This window comes from Rhizobium sp. 01N48, from assembly GCF_056399145.1.
The window spans coordinates 390,916-406,539 of record NZ_JBFTQT010000001.1; the positions used below are offsets into that span (position 1 = coordinate 390,916).

At 62.7% G+C, this 15,624-nt stretch carries 12 protein-coding genes; 10 read left to right on the forward strand and 2 right to left on the reverse strand.

Annotation, left to right across the window (positions count from 1 at the left end):
• Positions 1-4 precede the first annotated feature (4 nt).
• From murG to murB, 3 genes are read left to right on the forward strand one after another with little or no spacing between them, the layout of a single operon-like run.
• Positions 5-1,135: an undecaprenyldiphospho-muramoylpentapeptide beta-N-acetylglucosaminyltransferase gene (gene murG, locus AC1DOG_RS01905; protein ID WP_289726794.1), complete on the forward strand. Its 1,131-nt coding sequence runs from the start codon at positions 5-7 to the stop codon at positions 1,133-1,135.
• Positions 1,132-2,547 carry a UDP-N-acetylmuramate--L-alanine ligase gene (murC, locus tag AC1DOG_RS01910; protein WP_477926603.1) on the forward strand — a complete coding sequence of 472 codons (1,416 nt, stop codon included), beginning with the start codon at positions 1,132-1,134 and terminating at the stop codon, positions 2,545-2,547. The genes murG and murC overlap by 4 nt, the downstream gene beginning before the upstream one ends.
• Positions 2,544-3,518 carry a UDP-N-acetylmuramate dehydrogenase gene (gene murB / locus AC1DOG_RS01915; RefSeq protein ID WP_111562107.1) on the forward strand — a complete coding sequence of 325 codons (975 nt, stop codon included), beginning with the start codon at positions 2,544-2,546 and terminating at the stop codon, positions 3,516-3,518. Before murC ends, murB begins: the two co-directional genes overlap by 4 nt.
• A gap of 45 nt (positions 3,519-3,563) precedes the next feature.
• Here the strand turns inward: murB and AC1DOG_RS01920 are convergent, their stop codons facing one another.
• Both AC1DOG_RS01920 and AC1DOG_RS01925 read right to left on the reverse strand, forming a co-directional pair.
• On the reverse strand, positions 3,564-4,661 hold the full coding sequence (locus AC1DOG_RS01920; protein ID WP_477926604.1) for a metallophosphoesterase: 1,098 nt from the start codon (positions 4,659-4,661) through the stop codon (positions 3,564-3,566).
• A gap of 116 nt (positions 4,662-4,777) precedes the next feature.
• The gene (locus tag AC1DOG_RS01925; RefSeq protein WP_018897572.1) at positions 4,778-6,082 is read right to left on the reverse strand and encodes an MFS transporter; all 1,305 of its coding nucleotides are present in this window, start codon (positions 6,080-6,082) and stop codon (positions 4,778-4,780) included.
• Between the two features lie 499 nt (positions 6,083-6,581).
• On the opposite strand from AC1DOG_RS01925, the gene AC1DOG_RS01930 reads away from it, so the two are divergent.
• The 7 genes from AC1DOG_RS01930 (at position 6,582) to recN (ending at position 15,599) form a co-directional block, all read left to right on the forward strand.
• Positions 6,582-7,508, forward strand: coding sequence for a D-alanine--D-alanine ligase (locus AC1DOG_RS01930; protein ID WP_111562104.1), 927 nt, complete (start codon positions 6,582-6,584; stop codon positions 7,506-7,508).
• A complete protein-coding gene (locus tag AC1DOG_RS01935; RefSeq protein WP_113198360.1) occupies positions 7,496-8,428 on the forward strand; it encodes a cell division protein FtsQ/DivIB in 933 nt (310 codons plus the stop codon). The genes AC1DOG_RS01930 and AC1DOG_RS01935 overlap by 13 nt, the downstream gene beginning before the upstream one ends.
• Positions 8,425-9,756 (forward strand): cell division protein FtsA, encoded by a 1,332-nt coding sequence (gene ftsA / locus AC1DOG_RS01940; protein ID WP_018897575.1) that lies wholly within the window; start codon positions 8,425-8,427, stop codon positions 9,754-9,756. The genes AC1DOG_RS01935 and ftsA overlap by 4 nt, the downstream gene beginning before the upstream one ends.
• A gap of 57 nt (positions 9,757-9,813) precedes the next feature.
• A complete protein-coding gene (gene ftsZ / locus AC1DOG_RS01945) occupies positions 9,814-11,535 on the forward strand; it encodes a cell division protein FtsZ (RefSeq protein ID WP_477926605.1) in 1,722 nt (573 codons plus the stop codon).
• A gap of 288 nt (positions 11,536-11,823) precedes the next feature.
• Complete coding sequence (lpxC, locus tag AC1DOG_RS01950) at positions 11,824-12,780, forward strand: UDP-3-O-acyl-N-acetylglucosamine deacetylase (RefSeq protein WP_113198361.1); 957 nt, start codon at positions 11,824-11,826, stop codon at positions 12,778-12,780.
• Positions 12,781-13,053: 273 nt separating this feature from the next.
• Complete coding sequence (locus AC1DOG_RS01955) at positions 13,054-13,920, forward strand: outer membrane protein assembly factor BamD (protein ID WP_181459232.1); 867 nt, start codon at positions 13,054-13,056, stop codon at positions 13,918-13,920.
• Between the two features lie 5 nt (positions 13,921-13,925).
• Complete coding sequence (gene recN, locus AC1DOG_RS01960; protein ID WP_112980921.1) at positions 13,926-15,599, forward strand: DNA repair protein RecN; 1,674 nt, start codon at positions 13,926-13,928, stop codon at positions 15,597-15,599.
• Positions 15,600-15,624: the final 25 nt, after the last annotated feature.

The window sequence follows — 15,624 nt, forward strand, 5'->3', positions numbered from 1 at the left end:
CTATATGAGCAAAGGCATCGTTCTGCTTGCCGCCGGGGGAACCGGCGGCCACGTGTTTCCGGCGGAGGCCCTGGCCTACAAGCTGAAGGAACGCGGCTATTCCGTGCACCTGGTGACGGACAGCCGGGCGGAGCGCTATGCCGGCAAATTCCCGGCCGACGAGATCCATGTCGTGCCGTCGGCGACGATCGCCTCGAAGAACCCGGTTGCGGTCGCGCGTTCGCTGTGGACGCTGTGGAGCGGCATGCGGGCGGCCAAGCGGCTGATCGGGCGGTTGAAGCCTGTTGTGGTCGTCGGCTTCGGCGGCTATCCGACGGTGCCGCCGCTGCTCGCCGCCACGCGTCTTGGCGTGCCGACGATGATCCACGAGCAGAACGCCGTGATGGGTCGCGCCAACAAGGCGCTCGCCAATCGCGTCAAGGCGATCGCCGGTGGCTTCCTGCCTGAGAATGGCGGTGCCTTCCCCGAGAAGACGGTGACGACGGGCAATCCTGTCCGCCCCGCCGTCATCGAGGCGGCGAAGACGCCCTATACGCCGTCGTATGCCGGCGAGCCGTTCAATCTCGTCGTCTTCGGCGGCAGTCAGGGCGCGCAGTATTTCTCCAAGGCGATGCCGACGGCGATCAGCCTGCTCGACGACGATCTGCGCGCGCGGCTCAGGATCACCCAGCAGGTTCGTCCCGAGGATATGGGCATGGTCGGCGATTGCGTCGCCAAGCTTCAGATGGGCGCGGCATCCGACATCGCGCCCTTCTTTACCGATATGGCCGAACGGCTGGCCAAGGCGCATCTTGTCATCTGCCGCTCCGGCGCCTCGACGGTTTCCGAGATCTCGGTGATCGGCCGTCCGGCGATCCTTGTGCCTTATCCGCATGCGCTCGACCACGACCAGGCGGCCAATGCCGCGTCGCTGGCCGCTACCGGCGGCGCCAAGGTGATCGTGCAGGCCGAACTCTCGTCCGAGAAGATCGCCTCGATCCTGACGCACACGATGAACGACCCGGAAAAGCTGGCGCGTATGGCCGCTGCCGCCAAGCAGGCGGGTAAACCTGACGCCGCGAACTTGCTTGCCGACATGGTAGAGGCTATTGCGGCGGGACGTACAATTGCAGAGTTCAAGGGGAAAAGCGCATGAAAATGCCGAAGGCCATCGGCCTCGTCCATTTCATCGGCATCGGCGGTATCGGCATGAGCGGGATCGCCGAGGTGCTGCACAATCTCGGCCATCGCGTCCAGGGATCCGACCAGGCCGATAGCGCCAACGTCCAGCGCCTGCGCGACAAGGGCATCGAGGTCTTCGTCGGCCACAAGGCCGAGAACCTTGGCGATGCCGAGGTCGTCGTCGTTTCAACCGCGATCAAGAAGGACAACCCGGAGCTCATCGCCGCGCGCGAAAAGCTGCTGCCCGTGGTGCGCCGCGCCGAAATGCTGGCCGAACTGATGCGCTTCCGCAATGCGATCGCGATCGGCGGCACGCACGGCAAGACGACGACCACCTCGATGGTCGCGACGCTGCTCGAAGCCGGCGGGCTCGACCCGACCGTCATCAATGGCGGCATCATCAATGCCTACGGCACCAATGCCCGCATGGGCGAGGGCGAGTGGATGGTGGTGGAGGCCGACGAATCGGACGGCACCTTCCTGAAGCTTCCGGCCGACGTCGCCGTCGTCACCAATATCGATCCCGAGCATCTCGACCATTACGGCAATTTCGACGCCGTGCGCGCCGCCTTCCGCCAGTTCGTCGAGAACGTGCCGTTCTACGGCTTCGGCGTCATGTGCCTCGACCATCCCGAAGTGCAGGCGCTGGTCGGCCGTATCGAGGACCGCAAGGTCGTGACCTATGGCGAGAACCCGCAGGCCGACGTGCGCTTCATGAACGTGCGTATCGACGGCGCGCGCTCGACCTTCGACGTCGAGATCCGCCGCCGCCGCACCGGCCAGGTCATCAAGCTCGACAATCTCGTTCTGCCGATGCCCGGCCGCCACAATGTTTCGAATGCGACCGCCGCGATCGCGGTCGCCAATCGCCTGGGCATGTCGAGCGAGGATATCGCCAAGGGGCTTGCCTCCTTCGGTGGCGTCAAGCGCCGCTTCACGCTGACCGGCGAATGGAACGGCGTGCAGATCTTCGACGATTACGGTCACCATCCGGTCGAGATCAAGGCCGTGCTGAAGGCCGCGCGCGAGGCGTGCAAGGGCCGCGYCATCGCCGTGCACCAGCCGCACCGCTATTCGCGCCTGGCGAGCCTGTTCGAAGAGTTCGCAGCCTGCTTCAACGATGCGGACAGCATTTTCCTGGCGCCGGTCTATGCCGCGGGCGAAGAACCGATCGAGGGCGCCAACGCCGAAGCGCTTGTTTCGCTGATCAAATCGGGCGGGCATCGCGATGCGCGCTTCCTCGCCTCTCCCGAGTTGTTGCCTGAAATGGTCGCAGAGATTGCAAAGCCAGGCGATTTCGTGGTTCTGTTGGGGGCTGGGAGTATCACTTATTGGGCAGCCGCGCTGCCCAAGCAACTGGAAGGCCTTTCGGGTAGATCCGCATGAAACAGGTGAATGGGCAAAAGCTTCTTGCGTCGCTGGGCGACGGTGTAAAGGACATCCGCGGGAGGATTACACCGGATGCGCCGATGGACCGCGTCACTTGGTTCCATGCCGGTGGCCTTGCGGAACTGATGTTCCAGCCACACGACGAAGAAGATCTGATCGCATTCCTGAAAATCCTGCCCGAGGACGTGCCGATGACCGTGGTCGGCGTCGGCTCGAACATTCTGGTTCGCGACGGCGGCATTCCCGGCGTGGTGCTGCGTCTCTCCGCCAAGGGCTTCGGCTCGGTTGAACTCGCGGGCGAAAACCGCGTGCGCGCCGGCGCCATCTGCCCGGACAAGCATGTCGCGGCCATGGCGATGGACAACGGCATCGGTGGCTTCCATTTCTACTACGGCATTCCCGGCAGCATCGGCGGCGCAGCACGGATGAACGCCGGCGCCAATGGCGGCGAGACGCGTGATCGCGTCGTCGAGGTCACCGCGATCGACCGCAAGGGCAACAAGCACGTGCTGTCGAATGCCGACATGGGCTATGAATATCGCCATTCGTCGGCCGCCAGCGACCTGATCTTCACATCGGTGCTGTTCGAAGGCTATGCCGAGGACCGCGCCAAGATTCGCGCCGACATGGATGCCGTGCGCAGCCACCGCGAGACGGTGCAGCCGATCCGCGAGAAGACCGGTGGCTCGACCTTCAAGAACCCCGAAGGCCACTCCGCGTGGAAGCTGATCGACGAAGCGGGATGCCGCGGTCTCGTCATCGGCGGCGCGCAGATGTCGTCGCTGCATTGCAATTTCATGATCAACAACGGCCAGGCGACCGGCTACGACCTCGAATATCTCGGCGAGCAGGTTCGCCGCGAGGTGTTCGAGAATTCCGGCATCAAGCTGGAATGGGAAATCAAGCGCCTGGGCCTGTTCATGCCCGGCCGCGAAGTGCGTCCGTTCCAGGGCGTGACGAGCGAGTAAGCTCCATGCCTGTCGGTGCCGCAAGCTGCGGCACCGCGATCTGCGTTAGCCGAAATGTTTGGTGAAGGCGGTGGTGAATGTCACCCCGCCGACATCGTCGCTGGCGTCACCGATCGCCACATCCATCACATTCCCCTTGATGCGCACGAGGCTGAAGCCGCCCATGAAGGCGGCGCGGGCCTTGAAGACGTCGATGCCGCCGGCCTGGTAGGCCATGCGCGTGTCGTGCTCGTGGCCATGGAAAATGCCGATTACGTTGTAACCTTGAAGGGTTGCAAGCAATTGCTGACGTTCTGATTCACCCCACCAGTGCGGCGCGCCGCTGCCCTCAACGGTGAAGGTGCTCTTTTCCGGATCCCAGCGCTCGAGCGAGAACTTGTCCCATCCATAGTGCTGGAAGATCACGACCGGGCGGCCGTCGGCGGCATAGGCTGCGAGGTCGCGCTTCATCCAGTCGAGGCTGTTGGCCGTGCCCTTGGTGTTGTCGCCGCCATAGCGCTGCGCCTGGATGAGATGCAGTCCGCCCCAGTTCCAGGAGTAATTGTCGGAGGCCTCGTCGTAATTGTCGACGGACACGACCGGCTTGAAGAAGACGCTCGGCTTGTGGTTCAGCTGAACGTAGTCGCGCAGTTCGTCGCGGTACCAGTCGACCTGCGGGGGATGTCCATCCTGGTCGAGATCGTGGTTTCCGAGACCGACATAGACGGGGAAGTGGATGTGGTCGGCGCCCGGTCCCTGCTGATAGCGGTGCGAGAACTGCAGCAACTGCGACCCCTCCGCGAACTCCGCCATCTGGCCGCCGCCATCATCGGTGACGTCGCCGCAGACGATGACGCCTTGCGGCTTGGCGATAGGCTGGCCCGCGAGCGCGAAGCCGGTCGGCTTGCCTGATATCGCTTCCGGCCATGTCTGGTGGTGGATGTTGTTCAGCGCCCGGATGTGGCGCAGCAGGTTGGCGTCGGTCTTGCCCTCGGCCTCGCAATTGGGGCTGAGGCCATCGCCGATGCGGCAGGCGTGGATGTCGTTGATGACGAGGAAGGTGACGTCGGTATCGGGGACGCCGGCGGCGCGGGCGAGGGGCGGGAGAGATAGCGACAGGCCGGCGCCCAGGCCATGCGTCAGCAGCGATCGTCGTGTCAGCATTCGTCTCTCCCCAGCCTTTGATCGCATCGAAAATAGCGGTGGGGCGTTAACAGACAACAACGAAAAAGGCCGCGGCGGTTTCCCGTCGCGGCCTCGCATGTTCAAGAATGGACCGATCAGACTTCGTCGCGGCCCGAGGCCAGGATGCAGATCAGCGTGATGACGGCGGAAAGGCCGAGATAGTAGCCGACGTAAAGCATGCCGTAGTTCGCCTGCAGCCAGGTGGCGATATAGGGCGCGAGCGACGCGCCGAAGATGCCTGCGAGGTTGAAGGTGATCGACGAGCCGGTGTAGCGCACGGCGGTCGGGAAGGGGGCTGCGAGCGCCGTTCCGATCAGGCCGTAGGTCATGCCCATCAGCGCCATGGCGACGATCGCGAAGACCAGGATGCTGCCTTCGCCGCCAGCCATCAGGCCGGGGAGCAGGAAGGAGAACAAGCCTATCAGGACGGTCGTCAGGATCAGCATTTCGCGGCGGCCGAAGCGCTCGGCAAGCTTGCCGATGATGGGGATGAAGATGCCGAAGGAGATCGAGCCGACGATCTGGATCTCAAGCGCGTCGAGGAACGGGATCTTCAGAACCTTGACGTTGTAGGAGAGCAGATAGGCCGAGCCGATGTAGAACAGCACGAAGGTGGCGAGCGCCACAAAGGTGCCGAGGAACAGGCTGCGCTTGTGCTTGCGGAAGACTTCGGCGACAGGAACGGCGACGCGTTCCTTCTTGTCGATGGCCTTCTGGAAGTCAGGCGTTTCGGTGATCGACAGGCGAACCCACAGGCCGATGACGATCAGGACGATCGAGGCGATGAAGGGAACGCGCCAGCCCCAGGCCAGCAGCTGCTCCTGCGGCATGAACTGCAACAGCACCCAGAAGATGCCCGAGGACAGGAAGAGGCCGAGCGGTGCGCCGAGCTGCGGGAACATGCCGTACCAGCTGCGCTTGCCCTCAGGTGCGTTTTCGGTCGCCAGCAGCACCGCGCCGCCCCATTCGCCGCCGAGGCCGAAGCCCTGGCCGAAACGGCAAAGCGCGAGAAGCAGAGGCGCGAGAACGCCGATCGATTCATAAGAGGGGAGCAGGCCGATGATGACGGTGGAGATACCCATCGTCAGCAGGGCCGCGACCAGCGTCGTCTTGCGGCCGATCCTGTCGCCGAAGTGGCCGAAGACCACGGCGCCAAGCGGGCGGGCGAAGAAGGCGATGGAGAAGGTCGCGAAGGAGGCGAGCAGCGCGGTGGTCGGATCGCTGTTCGGGAAGAACAGCGTCGGGAAGACCAGCACGGCGGCCGTCGCGTATACGTAGAAGTCGAAGAATTCGATGGTGGTGCCGACGACGCTTGCGATCAGAACGCGTGCCGGCGAGTTGAGCGGTGCACTGTTCGATGAAGCTGATGTCGGCGATACTGGAGATATCGCGTCTGACATTTTCATTCCAATCGGGATTTCGGTTGTATGCCCTTGGGAGGCTAGGGGCTCATAACGCAATTTTAATTCGGCGCAAACGTTATTCGCGCAATAAACCGACAAAAACTAGGGTGCTTGCTTTTTCAGCCGGAAAGTCAGGTGCTCAACCGCGCTTCGGCGTCTGTTTCCAGTGGTTGCAGGCGTGGTGGAAACTCGGATTTGCGTCGGCGCAAATCTAGGAGCGGCCGGCGGTCGGAGCCCGCTTGGAGCGGTTCCTTAAACTTTTTGTTTCGCTTTGACATATCGGCCGTAGCGCTTGGCGCTGCGGGGTTTTCACGTTTCGACGGCTGCGCCCGACTGTCACAATTCATGCCGGTTCGGGGAAGAAGTTAACAAAAGTAAACGCTTCGTTAACCATAATGACGCTCTAATACACGTGCGCCATGCGAGCCAGATTCGGAAGAAAGCCAGCTTGGTGCAAGCCTTGGAATGCAAAGTACGGATTATTTTGGGGGTATCTATGAGTCGCAAGCATGTCGCTGTCCTTATGGGCGGATTTTCCTCGGAGAGGCCTGTCAGCCTTTCGTCCGGGGCGGCGTGCGCGGATGCTCTCGAGGCTGAAGGCTTCCAGGTGACCCGTATCGATGTCGATCGCGACGTCTCCGCCAAGCTGTCCGCTCTGCGTCCCGATGTGGTGTTCAACGCCCTTCATGGGCCGTTCGGCGAGGATGGGCTGATCCAGGGCATCCTGGAATATCTCGAAATTCCCTACACCCATTCCGGCGTTCTGGCCTCGGCACTTGCCATGGACAAGAGCAAGGCAAAGGGTGTCGCGGCTGCCGCCGGCATTCCTGTCGCGCAGTCGCAGGTGATCAACCGCTTCGCTTTCCCCGCCGAACATCCGATGAAGCCGCCTTATGTGGTGAAGCCGGTGCGCGAGGGTTCGAGCTTCGGCGTCGTCATCGTTCAGGAGGATCAGTCGCGTCCGCCGCAGATCATCGGTTCGGCCGAGTGGCGGTATGGCGAGGAGGTTCTCGTTGAGCGTTACGTGCATGGTCGCGAGCTGACCTGCGGCGTCATGGGCGATCAGGTGCTGGGTGTGACCGAGATCGTTCCGCAGGGTCACAGCTTCTACGATTACGATTCCAAGTATGTGGCTGGTGGTTCGAAACACGTCATTCCGGCGAAAATTTCACCGAATATTTACCAAAAAATACAATCATTGTCCCTAAGGGCGCATCAAGCAATTGGTTGCCGTGGAGTGAGTCGGTCAGATTTTCGGTACGACGATCGCTTCTCCGAAGACGGCGAAATCATCTGGCTGGAGATCAATACTCAGCCAGGCATGACTCCAACCTCTCTTGTGCCCGAAATGGCCGGTCATGCCGGCTACTCGTTTGGTGAATTTCTTCGTTGGATGGTGGAGGACGCTTCTTGTTCTCGGTAACGGTCAAAAGGATGGGGCGCCCAAGCCATCAAGCCGAGCCTTCCTATGCTGAAGGCGATGGGCGCATCGTGCTGCCGCGGCCTCTGCGCCGCGTCGTCCGCTTCCTTGTCAGCCTCGGCAGCGGTCGCATCTACATTCCTGCCCATACGGGTACGGTGTCGGCGCTGGCGTTCTTCGCCGCGACGGGTTTCTACGGCATGTCTCTGGGTGGTCACACGGAAGTTGTCGCCCAGGCGACGACGGCTGCCGCCGGCTTTGCCGTAGAGGACGTGAAGGTATCCGGCAATTCCGAGACCTCCGAAATCGATATCCTCCAGCTGATCGGTCTCGACGGCACGACTTCGCTCGTGGCGCTCGATGTGGATGCGGCGCGTCAGAAGATCGCGAAGCTCCCCTGGGTCGAAAGCGTCGAGGTCCGCAAGGTCTATCCGAAGACGATCGAGGTGAAACTCAAGGAGCGCGAAGCCTACGCGATCTGGCAGCATGGCGCCGAGCTCTCGCTGGTCGAGAAGGGTGGGGCGGTCATCGCGCCGCTTCGCGATAACAAGTTTTCGCAGCTTCCGCTGGTCGTTGGTCGCGGCGCCGAAGTGGCTGCCGCTTCGCTCGCAGACGAGTTCTCCAAGTGGCCCGATATCAAGGCGCGCGTGAAGGCCTATGTCTGGGTCTCCGGCCGTCGCTGGGATCTGCACATGGATAACGGCGTCGTCGTCAAGTTGCCGGAAGACGATGTCGATCAGGCGCTGGCGCGCCTTTCGAAGTTCAATGGCGAGCAGGCGCTTCTCGATCGCGATATCGCGGCCGTCGATCTTCGCCTCTCCGACCGTATGGCCATCCAACTGACGCCTGAAGCCATGGAGCGCCGTCAGCTTGTTCTCGATCAGCGCACCAAGGATTTGAAGAAGGCGGGGCAGAATATATGAGCTTGTTCGGTTCGTCCCATTTTGGATTGCCGCGCCTGAAGCCGCTTTCGTCCAAGCGGTCGCATGTCGTTTCCGTGCTCGACATCGGTTCGACGAAAGTCGTCTGCATGATCGGCCGGCTGACGCCGCGCGAGGAGAGCCAGATCCTCCCCGGTCGCACGCATAACATCGAAATCATCGGCATCGGCCACCAGCGTTCGCGCGGTATCAAGACCGGCGCGATCTCGGATCTCGATGCGCTCGAAAGCGTCATCCGCCTCGCGGTCGATGCAGCCGAGCGCATGGCTGGCCTCACCGTCGAGAGCCTGATCGTCAACCTGACGGCCGGACGCCTCACCAGCGACATCTACACCGCCACCATCGATCTCGGCGGCCAGGAAGTCGAGCTGAACGATCTGAAGAAGGTTCTGGCGGCAGCCTGCCAGCAGTCGCTGCGCCAGGATCGCGCCGTGCTGCACTCGCTGGCCACCGGCTTCTCGCTCGACGGCGAGCGCGGCATTCGCGATCCACTGTCGATGTACGGTGACGTTCTCGGCGTCGACATGCATGTCGTGACCGCCGAGCGCACGGCTCTGAAGAACCTCGAGCTCAGCGTCAACCGCGCGCACCTGTCGGTCGAAGGAATCGTGGCTACGCCTTACGCGTCCGGCCTTGCTGCCTTGGTCGACGACGAAGTCGAACTCGGATGCGCTGCGATCGACATGGGCGGCGGCACGACGACGATCTCGGTCTTTGCCGAGGGCAAGCTGGTGCACACGGATGCCGTCGGTCTCGGCGGTCATCACGTCACAACCGATCTGGCCCGTGGCCTTTCGACCCGCATCGAGGACGCCGAGCGTCTGAAGGTGGTTCATGCCTCGGCCATGGGGAACTCTTCCGATGAGCGCGAGCTGATCTCGATCCCGCCGATCGGCGAGGATGACCGCGATCTGCCGACGCAGGTGCCTCGCGCACTGGTGTCGCGGATCGTCAGCGCCCGCATCGAGGAGACGATGGAACTCATTCGCGACCGCATCCAGCGCTCGGGCTTCAGTCCGATCGTCGGCAAGCGCGTCGTGCTGACAGGCGGCGCAAGCCAGCTGACCGGCCTTGCCGACGTTGCCCGCAAGATCCTTGCTCGCAACGTCCGTATCGGCCGCCCGATGGGCGTCTCGGGTCTCCCGACCGCTGCCAAGGGTCCGGCCTTTTCGACGGCGGTCGGCCTGATGATCTATCCGCAGGTTGCGGACCAGGAAACACATGCGTCACAGAGCGGTCTGCTCATGTCGCTTGGCGGAAATAGCAGCCGCTTCGCCCGGATGGGCCAGTGGCTGAAGGAAAGCTTCTAGAAATTGAGTGAATTGGCCGGCGTGGCGATGCGGCCATAAAGAGAAGGAACGGGTACCATGACTATCAAGCTGCATACGCCAGATATCACTGAGCTGAAGCCGCGCATCACCGTGTTCGGCGTCGGCGGTGGCGGTGGCAACGCTGTCAACAACATGATCTCCGCTGGTCTCCAGGGCGTCGACTTCGTCGTTGCCAACACGGATGCCCAGGCACTGACGATGACCAAGGCCGAGCGCATCATCCAGCTCGGCGCCAGCGTCACCGAAGGTCTCGGCGCGGGTTCGCAGCCGGAAGTCGGCCGTGCAGCTGCTGAAGAATGCATCGACGAAATCGTCGATCACCTGAACGGCACCCACATGTGCTTCGTCACCGCCGGCATGGGCGGCGGCACCGGCACCGGTGCGGCTCCCGTCGTTGCCCAGGCTGCCCGCAACAAGGGCATCCTGACGGTTGGCGTCGTGACCAAGCCGTTCCACTTCGAAGGCGGCCGCCGCATGCGTCTGGCCGAAGCGGGCATCCAGGAACTGCAGAAGTCGGTCGACACGTTGATCGTCATTCCGAACCAGAACCTGTTCCGTATCGCAAACGACAAGACGACCTTCGCCGACGCATTCGCGATGGCCGACCAGGTTCTCTACTCGGGCGTTGCCTGCATCACCGACCTGATGGTGAAGGAAGGTCTCATCAACCTCGATTTCGCCGACGTCCGTTCGGTCATGCGCGAAATGGGCCGCGCGATGATGGGTACCGGCGAGGCTTCCGGCCAGGGCCGTGCGATGCAGGCTGCGGAAGCCGCGATCGCAAACCCGCTGCTCGACGAAACCTCGATGAAGGGCGCACAGGGCCTGCTGATCTCCATCACCGGTGGTCGCGACCTTACCCTCTTCGAAGTCGACGAAGCGGCTACCCGTATCCGCGAAGAAGTCGATCCGGATGCGAACATCATCCTCGGCGCGACCTTCGACGAATCGCTTGAAGGCATCATCCGCGTTTCCGTCGTCGCCACCGGCATCGACCGCGCGATGAACCAGGACGCCGGCAAGACCTTCCAGCCGGTCCAGAAGCCGATTATCCGTCCTTCGGCGGCCGTTGCTCCGGCTCCGGCCGCAGTCCAGCCTGCCCCTGTCATGCAGCAGGCACCGAAGGCCGACCAGATCGCGCAGACCATCCGCATGGCCGAAGCCGAAATGGAACGCGAACTCGACATCCACGCTCCGCGCGCGGCTGCCCCGGTTCACCAGCAGCCTGCTCCGCAGGAAACCTTCCGCCCGGCGAGCAAGATCTTCGCAACCCCGGAAGCCGCACCGATCATCCGTCCGGCTCCGGTCCAGCAGCAGGCACCCGTGATGCAGCAGCCGGCTCCGCAGCCTGTGATGCATCAGCCGGCGCCGGTCATGCAGCAGCCTGCTCCTGTCATGCAGCAGCAGCCGGTCCGCATGCCGAAGGTCGAGGATTTCCCGCCGGTCGTTCAGGCCGAGATCGATCATCGTTCGCAGCCGGCACCCGTGTCGCATGCGCATGAAGAGCGCGGTCCGATGGGCCTCCTGAAGCGCATCACCAACTCGCTTGGTCGCCGCGAAGAGGAAGTTGCTCCTGAGATGACGTCGGCTCCGGCAGCGTCCTCGCAGCAGCGTCGCCCGCTGTCTCCGGAAGCGAGCCTCTATGCTCCGCGTCGCGGAAACCTGGATGATCAGGGCCGTGCCGTACCGCAGGCCCGCATGATGCAGGAAGACGATCAGCTCGAAATTCCGGCCTTCCTTCGCCGCCAGTCGAACTGATAAAGACACGCAGAATCGCCACGCAACAGCCCGGGAGTTCGCTCCCGGGCATTGTTGTATCAGGCACTCCGATTTGCGCCTGATTGCCTTGTGATTTCAAATGCATGCTTTCGTAACAATGCGAAAGAAACAGTGATTTGGATTGCAGCGCGGGCACACGTATGTATGGGCTGCAAAACCGTCTACGTGCGCCTTGACGCAGCACCGCGACGGAGAGAATAAGCCTTGGCGGATGAGTTTCGACATATCGGTCGTAGCGGGTCGCCAAGGATAATAAAGGCAAGATTAATGGTTATTGGCATGTTGGGTTTTCAAACGACGGTATCGCGTCCGGTCTCGCTTTCGGGAATCGGCGTTCATTCGGGTGCCGACGTTTCGATTACCTTCAACCCCGCTGAAGCCGACACTGGTGTCGTATTCAATCGCATGCATGACAACGGCGAAGTCACCGAGCTTCGCGCTGTTTCCTCGCAGGTCGGCAATACCGACCTTTGCACCGTTCTCGGCTTTTCTCCGGCGCGCTCCGTCGCGACGGTCGAACATGTGATGGCCGCCGTCTACGCGCTTGGCCTCGACAACGTCGTCATCGAAGTCGACGGCGCCGAAATGCCGATCATGGACGGCAGCTCGATGCCGTTCATCGACGCCATCGAGCAGGTGGGTCTGGTATCGCTCGGCGTCAAGCGCCGCTACATCCGCATCACCAAGCCGGTTCGCATCGAGCATGGCGGCTCCTGGAGCGAGTTTCGTCCCTATGACGGCATGCGCTTCGAAGTCGAGATCGATTTCGACACGCCGCTGATCGGCCGCCAGAAGTGGGAAGGCGACATGACCGCCGCCACCTTCAAGTCGGAACTGTCGCGCGCCCGCACCTTCGGCTTCATGCGCGACGTCGAACGTCTCTGGGCCTCGGGCCACGCGCTCGGCTCGTCGCTGGAAAACTCGGTCGTCATCTCCGACGATCACACCGTCATCAACGTCGAAGGCCTGCGCTACGCCAAGGACGAATTCGTGCGTCACAAGACGCTCGACGCCGTCGGCGACCTGTCGCTTGCCGGCGCTCCCTTCATCGGCTGCTACCGCTCCTATCGCGGCGGCCACAAGATGAACGCCAATGCGCTGAAGGCGCTGCTCAGCGATCCGACCGCCTATGAAGTGGTCGAGACCTCGGCACCGCGCCAGCGTGTTGCCCCGCGCGATTTCATCCGCGTCAACGCTCCTGAATTTGCTCCCTGGTCGGCTTGACCTCCATCGCATTCTTTAGGCCAGGGCCGCCTCCTTCGGGAGGCGGTTTCTTTATGTGCAACAGCCAAGTGTGATTCCCGATAGACCTTTCGCGGCAGATATTTAGCTGGGCATAATCGAGAATTATCCGGACAAAACAGACGATTATCGGCGGGGTCGCCACAAAAATGCGTTAATGCATCATCAATGCGTTGCTCTGGCCATGCATTTGTGGCTAGAAACGCCAGCGAGGCGTGGCTGCCGTTGAGGGATGGCGGCTCTTGGGATGTTCCGATGGGTTATGCAGGGTCTGAAAGTATGATGAAGACAGCGCGTGCTTTGTTCGCATCGCTCCTGGTGCTGAGCGCAGGTGCCTTGATTTCCGGATGCCAATCGGACCCCGATATCGATATTACCAAGCTCGGCCTGCAGAGCGATCCGCCTGATGTTCTCTACAATCAGGGTCTGGCCAACATGAAGGCCGGCAACATGGCGGAAGCCGCGCGCAAGTTCGATTCGATCGACCGCGAAAATCCGTTCTCGGAATGGGCCCGCAAGGGTCTCGTGATGAGCACCTTCGTGAAGTACCGCCAGGGCCGCCTCGACGAAGCGCTGGCCTCGGGCAACCGCTACATGGCGCAGTATCCGAAGTCGAAGGATGCCGCCTATGTGCAGTATCTGATCGGTCTTACCTATTCCAAGCAGATCGTCGACGTGACGCAGGACCAGCGCGCTGCGTCCAGAACCGTCGAGGCCATGCAGGCCGTGATCGACAACTATCCAGATTCCGAATATGTCGACGACGCGCAGGCGAAGATCCGCTTTGCCCGCGACCAGCTCGCCGGCAAGGAAATGCAGATCGGCCGCTACTACATGGAGCGCAAGGAATACCTTGCCGCCATCTCGCGCTTCCGCATCGTCGTCGAGAAGTACCCGAACACGAACCAGGTCGAAGAGGCGCTCGCGCGTCTGGTCGAGGCCTATTACGCGATGGGTATCGTCGAGGAAGCCCAGACGGCAGCCGCCGTTCTCGGCCACAACTACCCCGACAGCCAGTGGTACGCGGATTCCTACAAGCTCTTGAAGAACAACGGCGCAGAGCCGCGTGAAAATCAGGGCTCGTGGATTTCGCGAGCCGGCAAGAAACTCCTCGGTACCTAAAGCCGATGCTGATCCAGCTTTCGATCCGCGATATCGTCCTGATCGAGCGGCTGGATCTTGCCTTCGAGGCTGGTCTCTCCGTTCTGACGGGGGAGACCGGCGCCGGCAAATCCATCCTGCTCGACAGCCTGTCGCTCGCCCTTGGCGGGCGCGGCGACGGCGGTCTTGTCCGCCATGGCGAGGACAAGGGGCAGGTGACCGCCGTTTTCGACGTCGGCCCCGACCATCGGGCCCGCGTGCTGTTGCGCGACAACGGCATCGACGATGACGGCGACCTGATCTTCCGTCGCGTGCAGAGCGCCGATGGCCGCACCAAGGCCTATGTCAACGACCAGCCGATCAGCGTGCAACTGATGCGCCAGGCCGGCCAGATGCTGGTGGAGATCCACGGACAGCATGACGACCGCGCGCTGGTCGATACTCACGCCCACCGCATCCTGCTCGACGCCTTCGCCGGCATCGCCGACGAGGTGGCCGGCGTTTCGCAGCTCTATCGCGTCTGGCGCGATACGGAGCGGACGCTGAAGAAGCACCGCGAGAAGGTCGAGGCGGCAGCGCGCGAGGCGGATTACATCCGCTCCTCCGTCGAAGAGCTCGACAAGCTGGCGCCGCAGGACGGCGAAGAGGATGAGCTCGCCGAACGCCGCCAGAAGATGATGAAGGCCGAGCGCATCGCCGGCGATATCGCCGAAGCCTCCGAATTCCTCAACGGCAATGCCTCGCCCGTGCCCCATATCGCCTCGCTGGTGCGCCGGCTGGAGCGCAAGAGCCATGAGGCGCCGGGACTGCTGGAAGACACCGTGGCGCTGCTTGATGCAGCACTCGACCAGCTGTCCAACGCGCAGATGGAAGTCGAAGCCGCACTGCGCAAGACGGAATACGACCCCAAGGAACTGGAGCGCGTCGAGGAGCGACTTTTCGCGCTGCGCGGCGCCTCGCGCAAATATTCGGTGCCGGTCACCGAACTGCCGGCGCTCGCAATCCGCATGAGCAACGATCTGGCCGATCTCGATGCCGGCGAGGAGAAGCTTGCCAAGCTCGAAGCCGAGGTCGGCGTCGCGAAGGTCGCCTATGAGGCGGCCGCGCAGGTGGTCTCGGCCAAGCGTCACCAGGCCGGCGAGGCGCTTGCCGCAGCCGTCATGGCCGAACTTCCGGCGCTGAAACTCGAGCGCGCCCGCTTCATGGTGGAGATCGCCTCCAACCCGGAAGAGGCTGCGGCCGAGGGCATCGACGTGGTCGAATTCCACGTCCAGACCAACCCAGGCACGCGCCCAGGCTCGATCATGAAAGTCGCATCCGGCGGTGAGCTCTCGCGCTTTCTGCTGGCGCTCAAGGTGGCGCTTGCAGATCGCGGCTCGGCGCCGACGCTTGTTTTCGACGAAATCGACACGGGCGTCGGTGGCGCTGTCGCCGATGCGATCGGCCAGCGGCTGAAGCGGCTGTCGGCCAAGGTCCAGGTTCTCTCCGTCACCCACGCGCCGCAGGTGGCGGCACGGGCTGCGACGCATCTGTTGATCTCCAAGGGACCGGCTTCCGAGGGCTCCGAAAAGATCGCCACCCGCGTGGCGACGATGGAGCCGCACGACCGCACCGAGGAAATCGCCCGCATGCTGGCCGGCGCTTCGGTAACGGAAGAGGCGAGGGCGGCCGCCAAGCGGTTGTTGACGGCGGGCGAGTAGGTCGCTGGCGAGAGCGTCGGCAGTG

Bases quoted from the DNA above. Each gene is read 5' to 3' on its own strand.
- murG (WP_289726794.1), top strand. From the start codon at position 5: ATGAGCAAAGGCATCGTTCTGCTTGCCGCCGGGGGAACCGGCGGCCAC.
- murB (WP_111562107.1), top strand. From the start codon at position 2,544: ATGAAACAGGTGAATGGGCAAAAGCTTCTTGCGTCGCTGGGCGACGGT.
- AC1DOG_RS01920 (WP_477926604.1), bottom strand. From the start codon at position 4,661: ATGCTGACACGACGATCGCTGCTGACGCATGGCCTGGGCGCCGGCCTG.
- AC1DOG_RS01925 (WP_018897572.1), bottom strand. From the start codon at position 6,082: ATGTCAGACGCGATATCTCCAGTATCGCCGACATCAGCTTCATCGAAC.
- AC1DOG_RS01930 (WP_111562104.1), top strand. From the start codon at position 6,582: ATGAGTCGCAAGCATGTCGCTGTCCTTATGGGCGGATTTTCCTCGGAG.
- ftsA (WP_018897575.1), top strand. From the start codon at position 8,425: ATGAGCTTGTTCGGTTCGTCCCATTTTGGATTGCCGCGCCTGAAGCCG.
- ftsZ (WP_477926605.1), top strand. From the start codon at position 9,814: ATGACTATCAAGCTGCATACGCCAGATATCACTGAGCTGAAGCCGCGC.
- lpxC (WP_113198361.1), top strand. From the start codon at position 11,824: ATGGTTATTGGCATGTTGGGTTTTCAAACGACGGTATCGCGTCCGGTC.
- AC1DOG_RS01955 (WP_181459232.1), top strand. From the start codon at position 13,054: ATGGGTTATGCAGGGTCTGAAAGTATGATGAAGACAGCGCGTGCTTTG.
- recN (WP_112980921.1), top strand. From the start codon at position 13,926: ATGCTGATCCAGCTTTCGATCCGCGATATCGTCCTGATCGAGCGGCTG.